The sequence below is a fragment of the Chryseobacterium sp. MIQD13 genome (assembly GCF_050496705.1).
Taxonomy (GTDB): domain Bacteria; phylum Bacteroidota; class Bacteroidia; order Flavobacteriales; family Weeksellaceae; genus Chryseobacterium.
Map to the genome: position 1 here is coordinate 600887 of NZ_JBNWAF010000002.1, position 21652 is coordinate 622538.

General features: G+C 33.6%; 18 protein-coding genes and 1 pseudogene. 13 read left to right on the plus strand and 6 right to left on the minus strand.

Features of this window, described 5'->3' with window-relative positions:
* Positions 1 to 67 precede the first annotated feature (67 nt).
* From ACQWU4_RS09710 to ACQWU4_RS09725, 4 genes are all read left to right on the plus strand, one after another.
* Positions 68 to 775 (plus strand): LytR/AlgR family response regulator transcription factor, encoded by a 708-nt coding sequence (locus ACQWU4_RS09710; RefSeq protein ID WP_429935566.1) that lies wholly within the window; start codon positions 68 to 70, stop codon positions 773 to 775.
* 162 nt (positions 776 to 937) lie between these two features.
* The gene (locus ACQWU4_RS09715; RefSeq protein WP_429935567.1) at positions 938 to 1420 is read left to right on the plus strand and encodes a T9SS type A sorting domain-containing protein; all 483 of its coding nucleotides are present in this window, start codon (positions 938 to 940) and stop codon (positions 1418 to 1420) included.
* A 4-nt stretch (positions 1421 to 1424) separates the two neighbouring features.
* A complete protein-coding gene (locus ACQWU4_RS09720; RefSeq protein ID WP_429935568.1) occupies positions 1425 to 3947 on the plus strand; it encodes a beta strand repeat-containing protein in 2523 nt (840 codons plus the stop codon).
* Positions 3948 to 3953: 6 nt separating this feature from the next.
* Positions 3954 to 4379: a hypothetical protein gene (locus ACQWU4_RS09725; protein ID WP_429935569.1), complete on the plus strand. Its 426-nt coding sequence runs from the start codon at positions 3954 to 3956 to the stop codon at positions 4377 to 4379.
* 121 nt (positions 4380 to 4500) lie between these two features.
* On the opposite strand, the gene ACQWU4_RS09730 is transcribed toward ACQWU4_RS09725, so the two are convergent.
* Positions 4501 to 4935, minus strand: a complete 435-nt coding sequence (locus ACQWU4_RS09730; RefSeq protein ID WP_429935570.1) for an META domain-containing protein — start codon at positions 4933 to 4935, stop codon at positions 4501 to 4503.
* An 86-nt stretch (positions 4936 to 5021) separates the two neighbouring features.
* On the opposite strand from ACQWU4_RS09730, the gene ACQWU4_RS09735 reads away from it, so the two are divergent.
* The gene (locus ACQWU4_RS09735) at positions 5022 to 7229 is read left to right on the plus strand and encodes a S46 family peptidase (protein WP_429935571.1); all 2208 of its coding nucleotides are present in this window, start codon (positions 5022 to 5024) and stop codon (positions 7227 to 7229) included.
* Positions 7230 to 7303: 74 nt separating this feature from the next.
* Positions 7304 to 7777 carry a YdeI/OmpD-associated family protein gene (locus tag ACQWU4_RS09740; RefSeq protein WP_429936044.1) on the plus strand — a complete coding sequence of 158 codons (474 nt, stop codon included), beginning with the start codon at positions 7304 to 7306 and terminating at the stop codon, positions 7775 to 7777.
* Between the two features lie 54 nt (positions 7778 to 7831).
* Here the strand turns inward: ACQWU4_RS09740 and ACQWU4_RS09745 are convergent, their stop codons facing one another.
* From ACQWU4_RS09745 to ACQWU4_RS09755, 3 genes and pseudogenes are all read right to left on the minus strand, one after another.
* Positions 7832 to 8653, minus strand: coding sequence for a hypothetical protein (locus ACQWU4_RS09745; protein WP_429935572.1), 822 nt, complete (start codon positions 8651 to 8653; stop codon positions 7832 to 7834).
* A 90-nt stretch (positions 8654 to 8743) separates the two neighbouring features.
* A complete protein-coding gene (locus ACQWU4_RS09750) occupies positions 8744 to 9319 on the minus strand; it encodes a Crp/Fnr family transcriptional regulator (RefSeq protein WP_429935573.1) in 576 nt (191 codons plus the stop codon).
* Between the two features lie 272 nt (positions 9320 to 9591).
* A pseudogene (locus ACQWU4_RS09755) lies at positions 9592 to 10281 on the minus strand (ATP-binding protein); the annotation flags it as partial.
* Positions 10282 to 10382: 101 nt separating this feature from the next.
* On the opposite strand from ACQWU4_RS09755, the gene ACQWU4_RS09760 reads away from it, so the two are divergent.
* The 6 genes from ACQWU4_RS09760 (at position 10383) to ACQWU4_RS09785 (ending at position 18837) form a co-directional block, all read left to right on the plus strand.
* Entirely contained in the window at positions 10383 to 11096 is a 714-nt protein-coding gene (locus ACQWU4_RS09760) for a TnsA endonuclease N-terminal domain-containing protein (protein ID WP_429935574.1), read from the plus strand.
* Positions 11093 to 13003 carry a Mu transposase C-terminal domain-containing protein gene (locus ACQWU4_RS09765; RefSeq protein ID WP_429935575.1) on the plus strand — a complete coding sequence of 637 codons (1911 nt, stop codon included), beginning with the start codon at positions 11093 to 11095 and terminating at the stop codon, positions 13001 to 13003. The genes ACQWU4_RS09760 and ACQWU4_RS09765 overlap by 4 nt, the downstream gene beginning before the upstream one ends.
* Positions 12984 to 13880 carry a TniB family NTP-binding protein gene (locus ACQWU4_RS09770; protein ID WP_429935576.1) on the plus strand — a complete coding sequence of 299 codons (897 nt, stop codon included), beginning with the start codon at positions 12984 to 12986 and terminating at the stop codon, positions 13878 to 13880. Before ACQWU4_RS09765 ends, ACQWU4_RS09770 begins: the two co-directional genes overlap by 20 nt.
* Positions 13880 to 14854: a TniQ family protein gene (locus tag ACQWU4_RS09775; RefSeq protein WP_429935577.1), complete on the plus strand. Its 975-nt coding sequence runs from the start codon at positions 13880 to 13882 to the stop codon at positions 14852 to 14854. The genes ACQWU4_RS09770 and ACQWU4_RS09775 overlap by 1 nt, the downstream gene beginning before the upstream one ends.
* Before the next feature lie 226 nt (positions 14855 to 15080).
* Entirely contained in the window at positions 15081 to 18122 is a 3042-nt protein-coding gene (locus ACQWU4_RS09780) for an N-6 DNA methylase (protein ID WP_429935578.1), read from the plus strand.
* A complete protein-coding gene (locus tag ACQWU4_RS09785) occupies positions 18115 to 18837 on the plus strand; it encodes a hypothetical protein (RefSeq protein ID WP_429935579.1) in 723 nt (240 codons plus the stop codon). The genes ACQWU4_RS09780 and ACQWU4_RS09785 overlap by 8 nt, the downstream gene beginning before the upstream one ends.
* A gap of 22 nt (positions 18838 to 18859) precedes the next feature.
* On the opposite strand, the gene ACQWU4_RS09790 is transcribed toward ACQWU4_RS09785, so the two are convergent.
* A complete protein-coding gene (locus ACQWU4_RS09790) occupies positions 18860 to 20521 on the minus strand; it encodes a hypothetical protein (RefSeq protein ID WP_429935580.1) in 1662 nt (553 codons plus the stop codon).
* A 221-nt stretch (positions 20522 to 20742) separates the two neighbouring features.
* Positions 20743 to 20994 (minus strand): helix-turn-helix domain-containing protein, encoded by a 252-nt coding sequence (locus tag ACQWU4_RS09795; protein ID WP_429935581.1) that lies wholly within the window; start codon positions 20992 to 20994, stop codon positions 20743 to 20745.
* A 159-nt stretch (positions 20995 to 21153) separates the two neighbouring features.
* Here ACQWU4_RS09795 and ACQWU4_RS09800 point away from each other — a divergent pair, with 159 nt between their 5' ends.
* Positions 21154 to 21375 (plus strand): superinfection immunity protein, encoded by a 222-nt coding sequence (locus tag ACQWU4_RS09800; RefSeq protein ID WP_429935582.1) that lies wholly within the window; start codon positions 21154 to 21156, stop codon positions 21373 to 21375.
* The last annotated feature ends 277 nt before the right edge of the window (positions 21376 to 21652 follow it).

Consider the following 21652-nt stretch of genomic DNA (forward strand, 5'->3'; position numbering starts at 1 on the left):
TATAAAGCAGATTTACAAATAATAAACAATTAAAATTGTAAAATATGCAAAAACCAACACCAAGATCATGAATTCCCATATTAAATGTATGATTATTGATGGTGATGAACTGGACAGGCTGGTTCTTCAGCATCATATCAGGCAATATGATAATATAGAGGTTATTGCGTCTTTTAATTCGGCGGAAAAGGCAGTTCCTTACCTCGATTTCCCAATCGACCTGCTGATTTGCGAGACCAGACTTCCCGGAATGAACGGACTGGAATTCAGAAAATTAGCCCATAAAATACCAACCTGCATATTCATAAGCTCTCAACCCGAACTGGCTGCAGAAGCCTTTGAAATTGACACGCTGGATTTTATCACAAAACCTTTTAAAGCAGAACGCTTCCAATATTCCATAGAAAAAGTATTCAGTTTTTTTGAAACGAAAGAAAAATGTGAATGCTTTGATGCCCTTTTGGGTGAAAATTGTCTAAAAATAAAGGAAAACGGTAATATTTCCCAGGTCAGACTTACCGATATCCTCTACCTTGAAGCTTTAAAAGACTATACCCGGCTTGTCACCCATGAAAAGAAACACTGCGTCCTTGATTCCCTGGGAAATCTCCTCCACAAAAGCTTTTTCGACTCTTTTATAAGAATCCACCGCAGCTATGCAGTACCCCGTCATTTCATCCGGGGAAAAAACAGCCATGAAATAGAACTTATCCATCAGATCAAGCTTCCTATAGGAAGAACCTACAAAGAAAGCCTCTCTTTTCTCGATCCTTAACTCCTGAATACCAACATTTTTGCAATAAAATGCCGTTGGTCGATTTTTTTTGACGTTAGTCTATTTTCCCCCAATCCGGTTTTGATATGTGGTAATTTAGTGTTCACAAATTTTCTGTCGAAAACTTGTATAACCAAATTAATAACCACAAAATTATTTTACATGAAAAGAACATCTATTCACTGCTTCTTTCTCATTCTGTTCACTTTTTCCGTCGGTATTCTGAACGCTCAGTCGGTAATTCTGACCACAGGAACAGATGCATCAGGAGGCAACGGCTCGGTTTCTTACAGTGTGGGGCAAACCGCCTACCTGTTCAAAGGAGTCAATTCCGAAATCCTGGAGGGTGTGCAGCAAGCCTATGAAATCACCACACTTTCTTCCAACGAAACCGTATTAAAGCAAGAAGGTATTTTACTTTATCCGAATCCTACCAGAGATTATCTGTACATAGATTTTTCCTCTGTTTCCTACAAAGGCTCGGAATATCAGCTGTTCGACGCTCAAGGCAAACTGATCAAAAAAGATATGATCTCACAGTCAAAGTCCGAACTTGACCTTTCTTCCCTTCCTTCGGCGGTCTATATTATCAGGATCAACCAGAACGGAGAAAATTTGAAAACATTTAAAGTCATAAAAAAATAACGCCATGAATAAAATATTATTATCGCTGGGGATCATGCTGTGCCTCTTTATGGCCCATGCACAGGCTCCTGAAAAAATGAGCTACCAGGCTATCATGAGAAACGGATCGGGCCAGCTGCTGATCAATCAAAGCATTGCTGTCAGAGTAAGTATATTACAGGGCTCTCCTGCAGGAACATTAGTCTATTCTGAAAGACTGACCGGAAACACCAACCCTAACGGACTGATTACCATGGAAATAGGAACAGGAACAGTGCTTTCGGGAACATTTTCCACAATAGACTGGCCAACAGGCAGTTACTACTTAAAAACTGAAACCGACCCTACCGGAGGTACCAGTTATACCATAACGGGAACAAGCCAGCTATTAAGTGTTCCTTACGCCATGTATGCCAAATCTGCAGGCGGAACCGGAGGAAGTTTCGTCATCCCTTATACAAATACAGTAAACAATGCATCAACTCTTTTCACTTTAATTAATGACGGGGATGGAACTTCTGTAGAGGGGGTTAATAATGGTACTACTTCCAATATCGCTTCGGTAAGGGGAATAGTAAGTAATGCATCTCCAGGTGGGTTTTCCAGTGGTGTAAGAGGGATCAATAACGGAACCGGCGGATTGGGCGTAGGGGTTTACGGAAGCCAAAACGGAAGCGGATGGGGAGTTTACGGTGTTACTCCTAACGGATTAGGTGTATATGGAAATGCAAGTGCCAACGGAACCGGAGTATATGCCAATAGCAACACCGGAACCGGGCTTACCGCAACCAGTAACAATGGAATCCCTGCAAGTATGTCAATTTTCAATAATGCCAATAACAATAGTGTTCTTAATGCAAACACTGTCGGAAACGGAACAGTAATCAACGTTTCTTCTACCGGCTCGGGAGCCGGGGTTAGAAGCTCTACAGGAAGCGGCTTTGCCATACATGGTATCACTTCCGCACAGAGCTCTGCAGGTATTATCGGCGATAATAACGGAGCTGGTGAAGCTGTAGTCGGAAGAACAACCAGCGATATTGCCGGAGCTGTGGTGGGAAGAAATGATGGTGGAGGTTACGGGGTAAGAGGTTTTGTTGCCACCAATACGACCGGAACAGCTGTAGGGGTTTTAGGACAGGTAGGATTAAACAACAGTAAAGGACGTGCAGGACGTTTTGAAAACTTTAATGCCTCTAATGATATCAATAATGTATTTGAGGTAGAAACCAACGGAAACGGAAATATTCCGGATAACACCCAGGGTAATGCTGCTTCGTTCTTAGTGGATAACACCAACAGTGTAGGAGCAGCAGTAAGAGGAGAAGTGAATACTATTTTCGGAAACTTCGGTGCTGCAGGTATTTTTGGGATTTCGTCAGGAACTGGAGGCCGTGCCGGATTATTCTATGCATCCAATCCTGCCGGAAACGGAGCTTCATTAATTGCTTTAACTGATGGAAACGGAAATGCCATCACTGCCAATGCAGGTAAAGACGGAAATGGTGTTGAAACCAATATAGATGGTGCAGGAAATGCTCTATATGCATGGGTTCCATCTTTTGCAACAGGACGTGCAGGAAGGTTCAATATATTCAATGAAGCCAATACGAGTGATGTAATAACTGTAACTACCGTGGGGAACGGTATTGCAGGAAACTTTAAAGTTGACAAGGTTACAGGTACTTCTGCCGCAGTAAGAGGGGAAGTGAATTCACAATTTGCCAACTTCGGTACTGCAGGTATCTATGGGATTTCTTCAGGAACAGGTGGGTATGCAGGATTATTCCATGCCAGTAATCCTTCCGGAAACGGCCCTGCTTTGATCGCTATTGCTGACGGTAATGGTAATGGTATAACAGCTAATGCATCAAACACGGGAGACGGTGTAGAAACCACAGCCGACGGAACAGGAAATGCAATTTTTGCATGGACTCCTAATTTCAGTAATGGTAAAGCCGCAAGATTTGTCAATTTTAACGATACCAATACGAACCCTGTCCTTACAGTGGAAACGCACAGTAATGGTAGTTTAGCAGTCTTTAAATCCGGAACTCCGGGAACCGTTAACGTTGCAAGAATCAATTCTGCAGGACGCGGATTTTTTAACGGAGGTACACAGAACAGCGGGGCTGACGTAGCAGAAGTATTCGATGTGGAAGGAAGTATTTCTGAATACGAAACCGGAGATATTCTTGTGATCTCCACAGATTCAGACCGAACTGTCGAAAAATCTTCAAAACCTTATTCTACTCTTGTAGCAGGTGTATATGCTACGAAACCGGGAGTATTGCTGACCGAAGAGCATATAGATTCTGATATTTCAGATAAAGTTCCTATGGGAGTTATTGGTGTCATTCCTACCAAAGTATGTTTGGAAGGAGGTAAAATTAAAAGAGGAGACCTTCTGGTTACTTCATCCCAATCTGGAACTGCCATGAAAGCTGATCCTAAAAAGGTAAAAATAGGACAGGTAATCGGAAAAGCACTTCAGGATTACAGTCAGGATGAAACAGGAAAAATTCAGGTATTGGTCAATATTAAATAAATTATCATGAAATCACTATATATCATTGCATTTTTAGCATTCAGCATGTCTATTTATGCACAGGAAAACAAGAAAGCTCTGGAATCTGAAGATCAGGCACAGGTAGTGAATCAGCTCAGAGAGCGGGAGGCCCAACTGGCAAAATCAGCTCAGGAAAACACTTCCCAAAAACAGGCTGCCACTACACTGGCTTCGGAACAGGGGCTTGAGGTAAAAAAACAGGACAAAAAAGTTCAGGCTTCCAATTCAAATAATGCATCGGGAAAATTACTGCCCAATACGGCAACTTTAGCCGAAATAAAAGCTTCTATTCCCAACAGGCAGGTATCCCGAACCAGTACCGCGAATTCTAGGAACACAAATAGCAATGTCATAGGTTTGCCCAATACGGCAACCTTGGAGGAAATAAAGAAAACAATTCCAAAAAACTGATAACACAACCAGATTTCAAACAGAAAGTCCGCTCCAGCGCGGACTTTTTTATATTTCTTAACCCCAATGATTTATTTAAAATCTTCAGAATTTAAATCTAGCCTCAATCAAACTGTTTTTTTCAATCCCAGTCTGCAGCTACAAATTTCATGGAGTTTCCGCTATCATCAGTTAATGTAAGGAAATGCCCTTCCACGGAATAATGGGTCATTTTATCAAATTGCCGGATAAAAGCATTTTCAAGCTTCATATCCTGGCAGGCTTTCATTGTACTTCCTACTCCTGAGATCTTTACCTTTCCCTCCTTTTTAAATTCAGAAGTAAAGAACATCCCGTTGCACCCCATACTCGCTCCACCTTTAATTTTCCCTTTTTCCATTGCACTTGTAAGGTTGATTTCGGCCTTCTTTTTAATCAGTTCTTCTTTGGAAAATTGACCAAAAGAAACAAGCATCCATTGTCTCTGAAGACCTGGATTTTTTTCGGGAACTGAAGAGCAGCTGGCCACCATTACTAAAAGCAAAACAGCAAAAAATGAGACAAGTATTTTTTTCATAGGGGTGATCCTCCCATTTTCATACCATTCCGGGACAGAGTATCGTAAAAATTAGTAAATTAGCGACACAAAAATTATTTTATAAAATGAAAAGACTATTTCTACTGTTCACTTTCTTATTGGGCTTTGCCCAGATGAGGGCGGATGAAGGGATGTGGCTGTTAATGCTCATCAAAAGACTTAACGGGGTCGATATGCAAAAAGAAGGACTGCATTTGACACCTGAGGAAATTTATTCGGTAAACAATTCCAGCTTAAAGGATGCTATCGTAAGCTTCGGAGGTTTCTGTACCGGGGAAATTGTTTCTGACAAAGGACTTATCTTCACCAACCACCACTGCGGTTACGGTGCTGTTGCTGCTGCTTCCACTCCGGAAAAAGATTATCTGAAAAACGGATTCTGGGCTATGAAGCAGAAGGATGAATTTAATGCAAAGGATCTTTATGTGAGATTTTTAGTGAGAATGGATGATGCTACACAGAGAATCAATTCCAAGCTAAACAACAATATGACCGGAGCAGAGAGAAAAACTGTTATTGATGCTGAAACAAAAGCAATCCAGACAGAAAACTCTGAAAACGGAAAATATACAGTAGTGGTAAGAGATTTCTTTAACGGAAATGAGTTCTACTATTTTGTATACCAGGATTATAAAGATATCAGACTGGTAGGTGCACCACCTTCATCATTGGGTAAATTCGGGGGTGATACAGATAACTGGGAATGGCCAAGACATACTGCTGACTTCACTGTATTCAGAGTATACGGGGATGCAGCTGGGAATCCTGCGGAATATGCTCCAAGCAATGTTCCATTGAAGCCTAAGCATTTCCTGCCTGTTTCCCTTAAAGGAATCAAGCCTGGAGATTTCTCTATGATCTTAGGATACCCTGGAAGAACAAACCGTTACCTTACTTCTTACGGAATCCAGCAGATGGTAAATAAAGATTATCCGGCCTGGGTAGATGCTTCTAAACTGGCTATGGATGTTATGAAAAAGTATATGAACAAGGATAAAGCGACTCAGCTTAACTATGCTTCTCAATATGCTTCTGTAGCAAACTACTGGAAAAACAGACAGGGAACTATTGATGCGGTAGATAAAAACGGAACAATCTCTGACAAACAGAAGATTGAAGATACTTACAGAAAATGGTCTGCATTGCCAGGAAATGCTGATTATGATGGAGTTTTAGAAGATATTGGTGCTTATTACAAGCAGGTTTCAGACAGAAATGTTGAAAGAAATTATGCTTCACAGTTCTCAAGAAATGCAAAATATATCACTCTTGCTTTACAGGTAGGAGCTGTTCTTAAAGCTTATTCTGCACAGGATATGCAGGGAAGATTAGCAATGAAGCCTAAAACTGAGGCAGCAATCAAAGAAGCTTATGAAAACTTCAGTCCAGCTTTGGAAGGAGAAATGCTTGCTTCTATGGCTGGTCTTTATCAGTCCAGAGTAAACAAAGATGTAGCATCTGCCACTATTTTAGGATTGGATTCCAAGACGCTTTCTAACGTGGCATATTCTTCAATTTTCGCGAATAAGACTTCTGCTACGAACTTCTTACTGAATCCTGATGCATTGAAACTTGATGCAGATCCACTTTGGAAAATTGCAAACGGAATTGTTGCTGATCAGAAAATGAGCGTAGAGAAATATTCTAAGGTTGATGATAATTTCAACAAAAACAACCGTATATTCTTAGCCGGACTAATGAAGGCGATGCCTGAGAAAAAATTCTATCCGGATGCGAACTCTACCATGAGATTAACTTACGGTACTGTAGATAAGCTTCCTGTTAGAAATGACAGAAACTACTTCGGGGTTACAGACAATTATTATACTGATATGACAGGTCTTGTAGGAAAATACAAGAAAGGAGATGAAGAATTCGATCTTCCTCAAAGAGTGATCGACCTTTATAACCTTAAAGATTTCGGACAGTATGCTGATGCTGCAGGATATATGCCTGTAAACTTCCTTTCAAACAATGATATTACAGGAGGTAACTCTGGTTCTCCGGTAATTGACGGAGATGGAAACCTTATCGGTATTGCATTCGATGGAAACAGCGAAGCATTAAGCGGTGATATCGTATTTGAACAGGACTGGCAGAAAACAATCAACGTAGATGTACGTTTCGTTCTTTGGACTATTGACAAGTATGCAGGTGCAAGAAGACTGATCGATGAGTTAAAGCTTGTAAGAGGAGAAAACACACCTCCTGATACAAAATCTAAAAATTCAGGGACTACTCAAATGCCTAAGAAAACGAAAAAGGTAAAATAATCTTTTTCTGATAAATATTAAAACCGTGAATTTACGTTCACGGTTTTTTTTATTTTTGATTTTAAATTTGAATGATGGAAAAAGAAGTAAAGTTTACCGGAATTATAAAACAGAACGCAGATATGAACGCTGCCTTTGTAGAGTTTCCTTTTTCTACGGAAGAATTGTTTGGTAAAAAAGGACAGATAAAGATTAAGGCAGTATTTGACAATAAGGTTGAATATCGTGGAAGTCTTGCTAAAATGAAATCCGACTGCCATATTTTAGGTTTAACGCAGGAAATCCGAAAACAATTGGGAAAAACTTTTGATGATGAGGTGTCCGTAAGCCTTATCGAAGACAAAGAGGAAAGAACTGTTGAAATTGCGGACGACATTGTTTTGGTTTTTAATGAAAATCCTGATGCCAGGAATTTATTTGATAAAATGAGCTATACTCATAGAAAAGAATACATCCGCTGGATCGAAGAAGCCAAGAAACCCGAAACCAGGGAAAACAGAAAGATCAAAATGATTGAAATGATTCTGAACGGAAAAAAGGGAATCTAGATAATATTAATTTCTAAATTCCCCCAATAAATATATTTCTAATAAATGTGTTTATTATTGTATCGGTACAGCTGAAATAATATTTTCACCCCAGTTGGATCCGCCTAAACGATCCAGATATACTGACGGATCCGGATTTCCTATTACTTCTGAATCTCCTACGATCAGCCAATATGTTTTAGCAGTCAGGGATTGGTTATTGATCACAAGTTGCCCGTTAGCGATATTATATTTTAAGGCATTGCTGGTAACAGGTCCCTGAAGCATTCCGCTTACTTTATCTGCTGTACCTACAATGTCAGCACTCTTGCCTGTTATAAATTGGGAGTCTGAAAAAGTAGATCTGAACCAGATATAATCATCTGTATCTAAAACAGCAAATTGATTGTTTACAGCTAACATATTTACCGTTACAAGCCATTTTCCCGGTGGCAGACTTATATTTGATCCTGTCTGGTAATAGCTGAAATCAAGTTTAAAAGGAAGATTATATCCTGTTCCCATTGTTCCCACAACCAGTTCCAGGCTTTGTCTTTTCCATAAACCTACTCCATTCTCATCCGAAGTAAGAACTTTGCTTTTTCCCTGCAAACCGTCTGTTATTTTAATTCCCGCAACAGGAACCGCAGGTGTACCTTGTGTAAATATGTCCAGTTTTACAGATGGGGAAATAGTTCCCAATCCTACATTTCCTGTTTTAGCTACCATAAAGTCATCGCTTGCCTGAAGAATTGAAGGAAGTCCGGATTGGGGATTATTTTTCCCGCCATCTACATGGAAGCTTCCTTGTGGATTTGATGTACTTATCCCTACCTGGGCTAACGTTACAGTACTAAAAAAAAAGAAATAGATTCCAATGTGTTTTAAAAATGTCATGTGTGTCTTTTTATTTTTGTTGATTAATATGATCTTTTAAAAATCGGGACAAAAATAGAGTGACATTTAGGAGTACACAATGAACAAATGTTAATAAATTTGTCTCTTAATTCTGCTAAGTGCCTGTGGAGTTATCCCCAAATAGGAGGCAATATATTTCTGTGGAATTTCCTTTATCAGAATTGGGTTTTCTTTAAATAAATTCTGGTATCTTTCTTTTGCTGAGAACTTTAGAAAAGTATATAATCTATGGGACCTTTCAAGAAAAAGTCTTTCATGGGCAATTCTTCCAATACGGTCCGCACTGCCTGTTTTTTTATAGATATCCTGCAGATCATCATAAGTGAATCTGTAAAGAATCACATCCGACAATGCTTCTATTCCATACAATGAAGGAGTTCTCGTCAGGAATGATTCATCCCCGGAAATAAACTTTTTCTCAAACATGAAATCGTAGGTGATATCATTGTCTTTGTCTTCTTCAGTGGGTATAAAAAACCTCAACACTCCTTTAGACAAAAAAGACAGCATATTTTCCTGCTCACCTGCTGCAAGGATAATATCTTTTTTCTTAAATCTTTCTTCAAACATTTTGGAAGCTATAATTTTCCAATCATCTTCTGTGATTTCAAAATTGGCTTTTAAATATTCATATGCTTCTTCCATGTTATATTTGTGTGGTATAAAATTAAAAAGTATTAATAAATTCTGTACCAAATATTCCTATTTTCTTAAAAAAGACATCTCATATCATCATATTTAAATTACTAATATTGATAGAGATGGAGCTGGTGCTGAAGAAAGATTGATAGTTTATAGTCCGGTACTATTTGTAGATCTCATGTCTCCTTTGTTAATTTATTACAAGTGACCATAGAGAAAAACTGCCAAATATAATAATCCAGACCGCTTTCCAGAAATATATTGTGGCTTAAGAATTACACATTCCAAAATTCTCTGTCTAAGCTTCTGTATTGTATAGCTTCGGAAATATGATGCGAAAGTATCTTTTCCTCTCCTTCCAGATCAGCGGCAGTTCTGGAGACTTTCAGAATACGGTCGTAGGCTCTTGCCGAAAGGTTGAGTTTCTCCATAGCCAGTTTAATGAGATTCATAGAGGTTTCATCCAAACTGCAGAAGGCTTCAATTTCTTTAGGGCCTATCTGAGCATTATAGCTGATATTGAGATCCTTATACCGTTCATTCTGAATACTGCGTGCTTTCAATACACGCGCTCTGATATCTGAACTTTTTTCTCCTTTTCTTTTTTCTGCCAGCTGTTCAAATTCAACTTTTTGAACTTCAATGTGAATATCAATCCTGTCTAATAAAGGACCAGAGAGCTTATTCATATACCGCTGCATTTCGTAAACTGATGAGGTATTTCCGGGATCATCAGGAAAAAAGCCGCTGGGACTTGGATTCATTGATGCTACCAACATGAAGCTTGCAGGGTAATTTACAGTAAATCTGGCTCTTGAAATGGTTACTTCCCGGTCTTCAAGAGGCTGTCTCATCACTTCTAAAACGGTTCTTTTAAACTCAGGCATTTCGTCAAGGAACAAAACACCGTTGTGCGCCAGAGAGATTTCTCCAGGCTGGGGATAGCTCCCGCCTTGTATATTCGCAGAGTAAAAGAGAAAAAACAATGGCAAAATGGCCTTTATTCTCGTCTACTCTGCATTTTATTTGCAAAGTTAGCGCGACTAATTTAAAATCCTTACCTTAGATGAAAGAAATCGTTCAAAATAAGGTGAGAAAAATTGGACTGACATACCGTTCTTTATCTGGAAGTTTTTTTAGTGCCAAGAATAATAAGGAAGTTCAATTTGAATCTTCACTAGAGAGAGATTTCATCTACATACTGGAAATGGATTGGATTGTTCAAGGGTACTATCAACAACCTGTAAAGATTGAGTACAGTGATGTTGAAGGTAATTCACGTTCCTATACTCCTGATTTCTTGTTCTTTTGGCATTATAGATTCGCAAAAAAAGGCATCAAGCCTGTTCTTGTAGAAATAAAGTATCGTGAAGATCTAAGAGAAAACTTTAGGAAATACAAACCCAAGTTTCGAGCTGCCATTGAATTCTGTAAGGCTAATGGATATGATTTCCAAATTTTAACAGAAGAAAATATCAGAACCCATTATTTGGAAAACTGTAAATTCTTATATCGGTATAAAAAAAACAATTATGATCATAATCACCATGATATACAGCTTTTACTTAAATGGATGTGTGATTTAAGAGAATCCACACCCAAGGAATTGATACAGGTTTCAGCAAGGGACAAATATAAACAAATGGAGCTTATTCATATGATGTGGTATATGGTTTCAATCAACATGATAAGATGTCTATGGGACTACCCTTTAACAATGGATTCGGCAATATGGCTGGATGAACTTTATGAAGATTATTACCCTAAATGGAAAAAATGAAAAATGGACTTTTTTATCTCAAACTAGGCGAGCATATTCTATATGATCGTAAGGAATGTGTAATTATGAGACTTATAGATGTTTCAAGGATAACTATTGAAGAAATAGATTCGGGAATTCTGCATACGATAAATATAAAAGACGTCTTTCCAATACATGAACCTCTTACAACAAAAAAAGACAGAGATTTGTTAGAGTTTTCTGATAAACAATGGGAAAAGGCTCAGGAAAGATTCAGAATCATAAAGCCAATTATTGATAATCGAGGGGATTTACAATTGGTTAAGGAAGCGTCTGAAGCTGCTAAAGTCAACAGATCTACTATTTACAGATGGATCAGTTGGTATTATGAAACTGGAAGTATCAGTTCTTTATTGGGACAAAAGAAAAATGGAGGAAAAGGTAAATCAAGGTTAACACCAGAACAGGAAGAGATTATTCAAAAGAACATAAAGGATATTTATCTCACGGCTTTTAGAAAATCCATAAAATATTTGATCAGGGCAATTCGACATGAATGTAATGAAAAACAGGTTCCTTTTCCACATGAATCAACCATAAGAAGAAGAATACATGAAATTTCCGAAGAAGAAAAAATAAGATCCCGCTATGGTAAAAAGGAATCTGACAATAAATTTGCTCCAATAAGGGGTAATTTTCCCCATGCAACTCATCCTTTTTCGGTTGTACAAATAGATCATACTCCAGTGGATATTATTTTAGTAGACGAAATATACCGACAACCTTTTAATCGTCCTTATTTAACGGTAGCGATAGATGTCTTCAGCAGAATGATACTGGGTATTAATTTATCATTTGATCCTCCCGGAGCAATGGGAACCGGACTGTGTATTTCTAATGCTATCCTTCCAAAAGAAATTTATCTTCAGAAAATTGGAGTAGACGGAAATTGGGGATGTTGGGGTGTTATGGATACTATACACGTAGATAATGCGAAAGAATTTAGGGGGAATATGCTGAAAAAAGCCTGTGAAAATTACAGTATTAATTTGGAATTCAGACCAGTTGCAACGCCTCATTATGGAGGGCATATTGAAAGATATTTAGGTTCATTTTCCAAAGTTGTACATGACCTTCCAGGGACTACTTTTTCCAATAAGGAGGAAAAATCAAATTATAAATCTGAAAAGCATGCTTCATTCACTTTAGCTGAGTTTGAAAAATGGATGGTAACTTATATTGTAAATGTATACCATAAATCTATTCATTCTGGAATAGGAATGACACCTGAAGATAAGTATATCGAAGGTATTTTTGGAACCGAAAACACAAAAGGAATCGGACTTCCCCCACGCCATTTTAATGAAAGAAAGGTAAGATTGGATTTTATGCCTTATATTGAACGATCTATACAGCAATATGGGATCATCATTGATCATATTCATTATTATGATGAAGTTCTTAGGAAATATATTAATGCGCCTAATAAGAAACAGTCATCCCAGAAATATTCTTTTAGAAGAAATCCTAAAGATATTAGTGTTGTTTATTTTTTTGATCCTGATACTAAAGAATATTTTGAAATTCCTTACCGAAATACAAAATATCCTCCCATATCAATTTGGGAATACAGGGCTGTATTAAAAAAGCTGAAGGAAGAAAATATTACAAATATTAACGAAGAACATATCTTTGATACCTACAAGAAATTGGAAGAAATTGAGCTAAAAGCTATAAAAAAAACTAAAAAACTCAGTAAGACTTCCCGAAGAATTTTAACTAAAGAATTCTCAAATAAAGAAAATTTATTACAGGATATTGCTAAAATAGATTCTGATGTGAAGTTTAATTCATTGTATGAACAGGATTATAATCAAGATATGGGCAATAGTTTCACACACCTTAAACCTTTTGAAAATTTAGACGATGAAGCATTTGACAATTAAAACCCAGGCAGTTGTCTTGAATGGTACCAATGAGGATAGAATTAATTATCTCCGAACACAGAAATGGATTCCTTATCCGATGGCAAATAAGATCCTAACAAAATTAGAGGATTTAAGAGATTATCCTGCGGTTGACAGAATGCCTAATGTTTTAATCATTGGAAATACAAACAATGGAAAAACGGCTCTTATCAATAGGTTTTATAAAAAAAATGCTCCTTATATAAGAGAAACGGAATACAATAATATTATTGTACCTGTTTTATTGGTTCAGGCCCCACCAGAACCTGATGAAAGAAGTTTTTACAATAAAATACTGGATATTTTAAATGCTCCTATCATTAATAGTGAAAAACCAGATAATAAGCGCAGAAGAATTATAAGTTTGTTAAAACAATTAGAAGTTAAACTTCTGATTATTGACGAGATCCATCATGTACTAGCAGGAACACCTACCAAACAAAGAGTTTTCCTCAATGTTCTAAAGTACTTAAGTAATGAACTTAAAATCTCCATTGTCTGTGCCGGAATTCAGGAAGCATTTAATGTTATCCAGTCTGATGCTCAGTTAGCAAATCGTTTTGACACAATGTTTCTTGAGCAATGGAAGTACAATGAAGCATTCCATCAGTTACTGGTTAATTATGAAGCTCTTTTACCTCTTAGAAATCCTTCATTTTTAACGGAAAATTCAATAGCATCTAAAATAATTGCTATGTCTGATGGGCTTATTGGAGAAATCAATACAATATTGATTCGATGCGCTGAACTTGCCATTAAGAGCGGAGTTGAAAAGATTAATCATAAAATTCTCGACAGTATAGATTATGTTTCACCTGAAAACAGAAAAAAATTGTTACGAAATCGTAATATTTAATGCCTTTTATCTCAAGTTTAGATAAAAATATCTGGGCACACTATATTCCTCCTTATCCTGATGAACTATTTTCAAGTTGGTTCTTTAGGCTCTCCCAAGCGCATCATGTAAAAAGTCATTCTTTCGGTAGATATTATTTTAAGAATCAACAGTTCTGGAACAGAGATGTCGACAATATGCCTAGTCAGTATCTTAAGGATATTATTTTTAACAACACTCCTCTTAACTATTCCTCTATTAGTCAGTTATTTTTAACCAGTTATGAGTCTTTTTTATTCGAATCCCATAATCCTTTTGGCCGAACAATGGGTATTCTTCCTTTAGGAATTATGCATAGGAAAAGGAAAAATAACGGTTTGCTCTTTTGTCCTTTGTGTTTAAAAAAGCATCCATATTACAGAAAGTCATGGCGAATCTTTGTTTCTTATATTTGTTGTAAGTGTAGAGTATTACTCAGAGATTCTTGTCCTGTCTGTAATGAACCTATTGCATTTCACAGATTAGAACAGGGAGACAAAAATAAAATACAAACTCATTCTTTAAATCATTGTTCTTTTTGTCTTTATGATTTGAGTTCTGAATATAAAATGGCTAGTAGCTTACAACTTGATTATCAGCAAAAAATCAACACAATTTTGCATCAAGGCTTTACTGAGAACTATTCATATAGCTTTGCTTATTTTAAATTACTCTCTTCAGTCGCTGGATTACTTTCGAGAAGACATACCATATGGGGAAGGTTACGATATGCATGTGAAAATGAGTTTGGATATCTTCCGGAAAACAGTGAAAGTATTGATTTATGGAATATTGACAACCGGAGAATTATTTTTGAAATGGCATTTAAAGTTGTAGATAATCCTGACATTTTACTTTTTCTTATCAAAGAATACAACTTGCGGCTGAGCGAATTTAACAAAGATCATTCTCTTCCTTTTTTCTTTGAGAATATTTTTAAATCAAATTATTTATAATGCGTCACGTTTTGACGTATTACAAATATAATTTTGCATTTGGCTAATATAAATTTATTTTTAATTAACATTTAGAAAACGAACGTAAATAATTAAATATCAGACAATTAAATAAGTTCATATTTTCTTTTAAATGTTTGTCAATATGGTTATATTTGCTTTGCTTAATATTATTCTTTTAATATATTTTTATTTTTGATTATATTTTTGATTTTCAACAAATTAAATGCAAGAAATAAAAGATTTTTTTCAACATAGGGGATTCGATTTTAAAAATACTTTAGAATCAAGAAGCATCTATATTAATAATGAAGATAATCTAAATGAAAAAATAAAAGATAATGTCTTTTTTTATAAATGTCCCAAACCTACAAGAACTTCATTCTATTTAATTCTAGAACCTTTGCAAGAAAATGAATTTATCTTGTTGAGAAAATATATCTGGAACGAAAATCAAGCAGATCTAATTTTTTTAGTAGATCTAAAACAAGAAACTACATTGTTTGGAAATCCAAGATTAAATTTGTACTATGCTAAAATTTCTCCTTTTGAAAAAAGAGCAGAAATGGATAAGTTTGATATAATTCAGAAAAATAAGGGAAGAACTGAAGACAACCATAGAATAGATTCCATCAACAAAGCTCAATTTGATAATGGCCTGATTTGGCATTATTATAGAGAATTTCTCGACAAAATAAAGAAATCAAAAAGTATTGATAAAATTCTTGTAAATACTTTATATTCACTCAAAAAGAATCTTTCTCAAAAGATAAATGATGAAGAAAAGGTACAAGCACTTATTGATAGAACTTTATACATTAAATATCTTGAGGATAACCATATTATAAACTCTTTTTTTTATGAGCATTATTATGGAAATGAATGTTCCGGATATAAAAGTTTGCTCGAAAAAAATGATTATAATAATCTTAATCGATTATTTGAAATCATACATGAAATCTTTGATAATAAATTGTTTGATAATCCTAAAATTGAAAAAGAATATTTAACAAAAGATGTTTGTGATCTAATTTATCATTCAATTTCTGGAACAACATCCTCAGGACAGTTAAGTCTTTTTGATTTTCAATTCGATATTTTACCTGTTGAATTTATCAGCTATATATACGAAGTTTTTTTGACAGATAAGCAAAAAGCTAATGGAATTTATTATACTCCTAAGAAATTAGCCCAACTAATTGTTGATGACGTTATTCCAAATGGAAAAATTGGTAGTGTTCTCGATCCGTCTTGTGGTTCTGGGATGTTTCTTATTGTTGCTTTTCAAAAACTTTTGGAAAATGATATTCTTTTCAAAGAAGCAGAACAATCAAATTCTATAGAAAGTATTATTAGAAGGCGAATTGAATTGTTATCTGATAATATTTTCGGAATAGAGAAACAAAAAATAGCTCAACGATTTACTCTTTTCTCTCTTTCACTTCAAGTATTTAAAGGGTTGAATCAGGAAGACTTAAAACAATATATCGCAAAAGAGTTAAGAATAAATAAAAAAGTTGAACTATTTAAAAATCACCATTCTTTTTTTGAAAATATTATCTGTAAAAATACTTTAACTACGGATGAGAACCTGTTTGAAGATAAAAAGTTTGATTACATTGTGGGAAATCCCCCATTTTTTGAAATAAGCCAGAATGATAAAGAATATGAATTCATAAAGAATGATATATCTATTGACAATAAAATTTTCTCAATTGAAAAAATTGTCGGTAAACATCAAATTTCTCAATGCTTTTTTATAAAGATTAAAGTTTGGAGCCATGTTAATACGCGTTTTGGCTTCGTATCAAACAATTCAAATTTTTATAATGATAATTCAATAGAATTTCAAAACTTTTTTTATAATAACTATTCGGTTGAAAAGATATATGATCTAACAAAAGTCAAAAAAATTCTATTTGAAAACGCAAATGAAAGTGTTAATGTCTTAATTTTCAACAATGTAAAAACAACAGGTAATTTGATAAAATATTATCCTGTAAAAATGGGGCTTTTTTCTCAAAAACCTTTTGAGTTATTAATTATTAATCCGGATTCTATAATTGTCTTAAATCAAGAAGATTTAAAACTAAAGCAAATATTTTTAAGAGATTATTTGTTTAGCAATGACTATGATTTAGAGTTAATTAGAAAATTAGAGCAAAATAACGAAAAACTAATAAATTTTTTAACCATACTTGAGGGGACAAAAGATTACATCAATAATGGTCTTCAAATTGTTGGGAAAGAACAAATTATTGAAGAATTTAAACTTTCAGAAAAAGATTGGAAATCTTTAAATAAAAGTCAACGTACATATTACTCTGACCTGTTCAAGCAAAAGTATACAGGCTCAACTAAGGATATTAACTTTCCTACTCCACTAGCAATGCCGAGCAATCTCTCTAATTATAAATTAAACAATAACTTTAAAACCTATATTGGGGACAAATCAAATTTCCAGAGGATTAGAAGCGAAAACATTTATACTACAGATAAGATATTGATAAACAGAGTCGGTAGTTCTCTAAAAGCATATTTATCTCAAGAACATATATATTATAATTTTGATATTTATTCTATTTTTCCAAAAGAAAAACAGTATGAATATGTGATATTAGCCATCCTAAATTCAAGTTTAATTAACTATTATATTGATATAAAGTTTAGAAAGCGAAACGATAGCTCGTACCCAAAAATCGGATATGAAGCAATTAAAAACATTCCTTTTCCAAAATATATTGAAGATGAATTATTTATTAATTTATCTAGATTATCAAAAGATTTAAATGATGGGAAGATCGAATTTTCTGATTTCAACCAGAAAAAATTAGATGAAATAATATATAAAATTTATAATATTTCGTATTTGGAAAAACAGAGAGTAAGAGATTACTTTAAGCCTAAAACTCAAATTAGCTTATCTGAGATTAAGCTTTATGAAAAAGTATTAAATGATACTATAGAAATATATTTTAATACCTCTATTAAATATAGTCATTTTCATTATAAAGATTTTAACTTTATGGTATTAGGAATATTTTTAAATAATTCAGAATCAGAAAAACCAAGTGCCCAAAAAGTAAATCAGTATACACTTATTGAAATTTTCAAATCAAATCCCAATGAAAACTTTCTGGCTTTTCAAGAAAAACTCTATGGAGATGATTGCATATATATTTTAAAAACTGATGACAATACTAACTGGAGTGAAACGAAAGCATTTGAAGATGGTCAGGATATATTAAATGTATATATTAATGGATAGAGAATACATTATTGTCCCAGAGCAAAAATATATCCCTAAACGGTCCCTGACACAAAAATTAGATGATTGTTTTTGGATTAATTTAGTACATTATCATCTATTGAACTTTTATAAAAATTACTCTAAAGAAGAATTAAAATTAAGAATAGAAAACGAAAATAATAAGCCTCAAGGAAAGAAAAAAGAGATTGAGGATGTTATAAAAAGTTATATCGTATATTGGCTTGAAAATATTGATAAAAAAGTTCATTATCATGGGATTATCATCAACCAAGAACCTAAATCAAAATATGATATTAAGGGATTCTATGATTTAAAGTTTCAACATAGTAATTGGATTAATCAAGTATCAGATAAATTGAATTATTATTCTCTGGAATGTAAAAACTTATCTACTAGACAAAATTTAATTAATGAATATGTATATGTTGAGAAAAAAAATGATGGGGGAGTATATAGGTATTTTAATGGAAAATACTCACAAGAACAAGGTTTTGGAGGGATGATTGGTTTTATTCTGATTGGAGAAATGAGAAAAATAAAAGAGAAAATTATTGAAAAATTACAGCATTCTTTCGAAGACCAAGATGGATGTCTTATTGACAATGGAATTTCTGAAAACTCTATATTTAATAATGATTTTACTTTTGAAAGTACTCATAAAAGGAAAGAAAAAGAATTTAAAATCTATCACTTGCTCTTCAATTTTAAATAAATTCTAGTTTGAAGATACTACACTAAATAGCTGCTTCTATAGATAAACAAAATATTTCATTTATTCTTTTAATTATTTTCTGATAACCATTCTTAATACTGTTAGTTTCTTTTCTCGAATATTTATTAATAGATGTTCCAAATACGATTCCATCAGATGCTTTGTCATCCTCTTTAATTTTTTGCCAATTATATTTTTTATTTTTTAACAATATAAAGATTCTCTCAAAATCCATCCGTTTTAACTTGGTAAGATCTTCAGAGTGAATAATCTGTATTCTATCATGAAAGTCTTCAATGAAGTATACATTATTTTCTATATTAATATCACATATTCTATAAATTTCATACCCTTCAAAATTATCTTTTAAAATCATTATTTTTATATCTTGATGATGATTTTGTTTTATAGTTTTCATTACCTCGGTCAAATAACTAAAAACTGTCTCTTTATTAGTTTTATCATATTCGCTACCATTTACTTTTGTTATTCCAGATTCTAAATTATCAGATTTCTTATGTGAAGTCTCTTCTGTTTGATTAGTAACGCTTGAGGTTTCTGAGGTATACTTATATTTTTGATCTTCTTTTTTTAATTTGGAAATTTTAATAAGATTAAAAATTGCATCTTTAATTTTTAAATCGAGCTCACCTAGCTTAGAATCTGATATATTATTATTTCTTTTTATGAATTTTCTAAGAGGCTTTCTAAAATGTTTAGTATGATTTATTCTAATTTCTTCCTTTTCGCTCCTTTTATCTGTAGACCTTTTATCGATTAGAGGCGCAATCTCTATTCTATCAACTGTAAAGATTTTAAGTTTATGCCCTTTATATCCTTCAAAATTTGAAATATGATTAGCCAAGAAAATAACTTCATCAACTGAAGTGTAATAGGTTCCTTCTAATGTCAAATTTAGAGCCTTATGTATTGGTATTTGATAATTAAAATGGATTTTTGAACTATCATTAATTGTTGATAAGTATTGAATGTTATTCGTTTTTTCTAATTCATAAAACAAAGAATCATCGTAAGAATATAAAAATTCTCCTATTGCTTTACCCGTTGAATATTTGATATTTGTATTGGAATTATCATACTTAAAAACCCCTATCTTTTTGTCTTCTTCGGTTTTAATTGAGTCTTTATTATATTTCCCTGCAACTCCTCTCAGGTTATTTTCATATAAAAGTTCTATAAAAGTAGAATCTTTAAAAAAGAATGCTTGAGCTATAACCACAGAAGGAATAATTATATGCCTTTTCTTTCCATCATTTTCATTAACAAAGTATTCAAATTCATAATAAAAAGATCCATTTGCAGTTTCGGAAAACAAGAAATTATCAAATTTCTTAAACCGCTCATAATCAAATATTTTTAAATTATGCTCCAGCCTACCATCGAAGAAAAAATTTCTTTCAGTTCGCTTTTCTTTTATTTTTATTTCTTTTGTTGCACAACTAAAAATATCCCCAATCCTAATTTCCATCAATAATGATAATGCTACCTCAATATACTTAGCCTCTCCATATACATATTTATTTTTCTCCTTGTCATAGAGTTTATGGATAAATTCAGTTTTAGCTAATAGCTGATTTTGATATCCTTTTAATGCGTACGGAAAATTGACTATTTCCCAATAGCCATTATTCTTACTAGGTAACTCTGAAAGTATTATTGACATTATTGTAGTTTATCTCTTGTAAATACAAGAAGTTGAACTTCAAATTAAATGAAAAATTTAATATTTTTAAAAAATTGTGAAAGCTTTTAGAACTTAACAAAGCAAATACATTGGCTTATTTTGAAGATTCTGTAGACGAAATTTATTTATTCTATACCCTTGCATGATCAAATCTGTAGATGTTTTCATAATACAGAGTTATCTAGAATACACTTTACAAATTATATCCCATCTTCTTCAAACCCTTCAGCAAAAAATTCATTCATGGTCATCCCAAAAGCACTAATAACTTTTGCTAAAGTACTAAATCGTAAGTCTTCACCTTTTTCGTACCTGCCATATTGAGCTCTAGATATATTATGCTCATAAGCAAAATATTCATAGCTTGAATATCCCTGGGCAATCCTGATCTCTTTTATCCTCTTACCAAGTTTCTTTAGGACTTCTGCTTTTAAAAATTCTTTTTCCTCCATGTAATCTCAATTAGAGAATACAAAGCTTAGAAATATACCTCGTTTATGTTACCACTAAAAAGGCGTATCTTATTAGTGGCTTTTTTAATTTTATTTTTTATATTTGAAACTTATTTGGTTAATTTTTATCACAGAACTGATTAAAAAGGTAAAAGTATTATGTTACTACTAATTTCAACAACTAGTTCAAAAAGTGACGGATCACTTTTTTTTAGGATTATCCTATTGATTTATTTTCTTCCGACAATTGTAGGTTTTTTTAGAATCCCAATTATAAAATATAGATTTATAACTGTCTTTTTTATAAACACATTTTTAGGCTTCACTGTTGTAGGATGGTGGCTTTCGTTTATGAAAGCTGTTTCTAGCCATAGAGGATAAATTGTAAAATAAAAATTAATGGATTTGCAGCAATATGATAAAGGTGATTTTAAAAATACCTGAAAGCGAAGTTAATCCCTTATTAAGCAAACTTGTAAAACTAGGAATTAACAATATAAAAATTAAAAAAAGAGGAAAAAGATTTAATCTTTTTCGCTATAAAAATGTGTTTGAAAATACAAATAAAAGATTGGATAAATTACTGTAAAAATAAATTTTATTCCTGTGATAAAGAAAAACAAAATTGTTAAGCGGCAATTTCTAATTAAAAATTAGA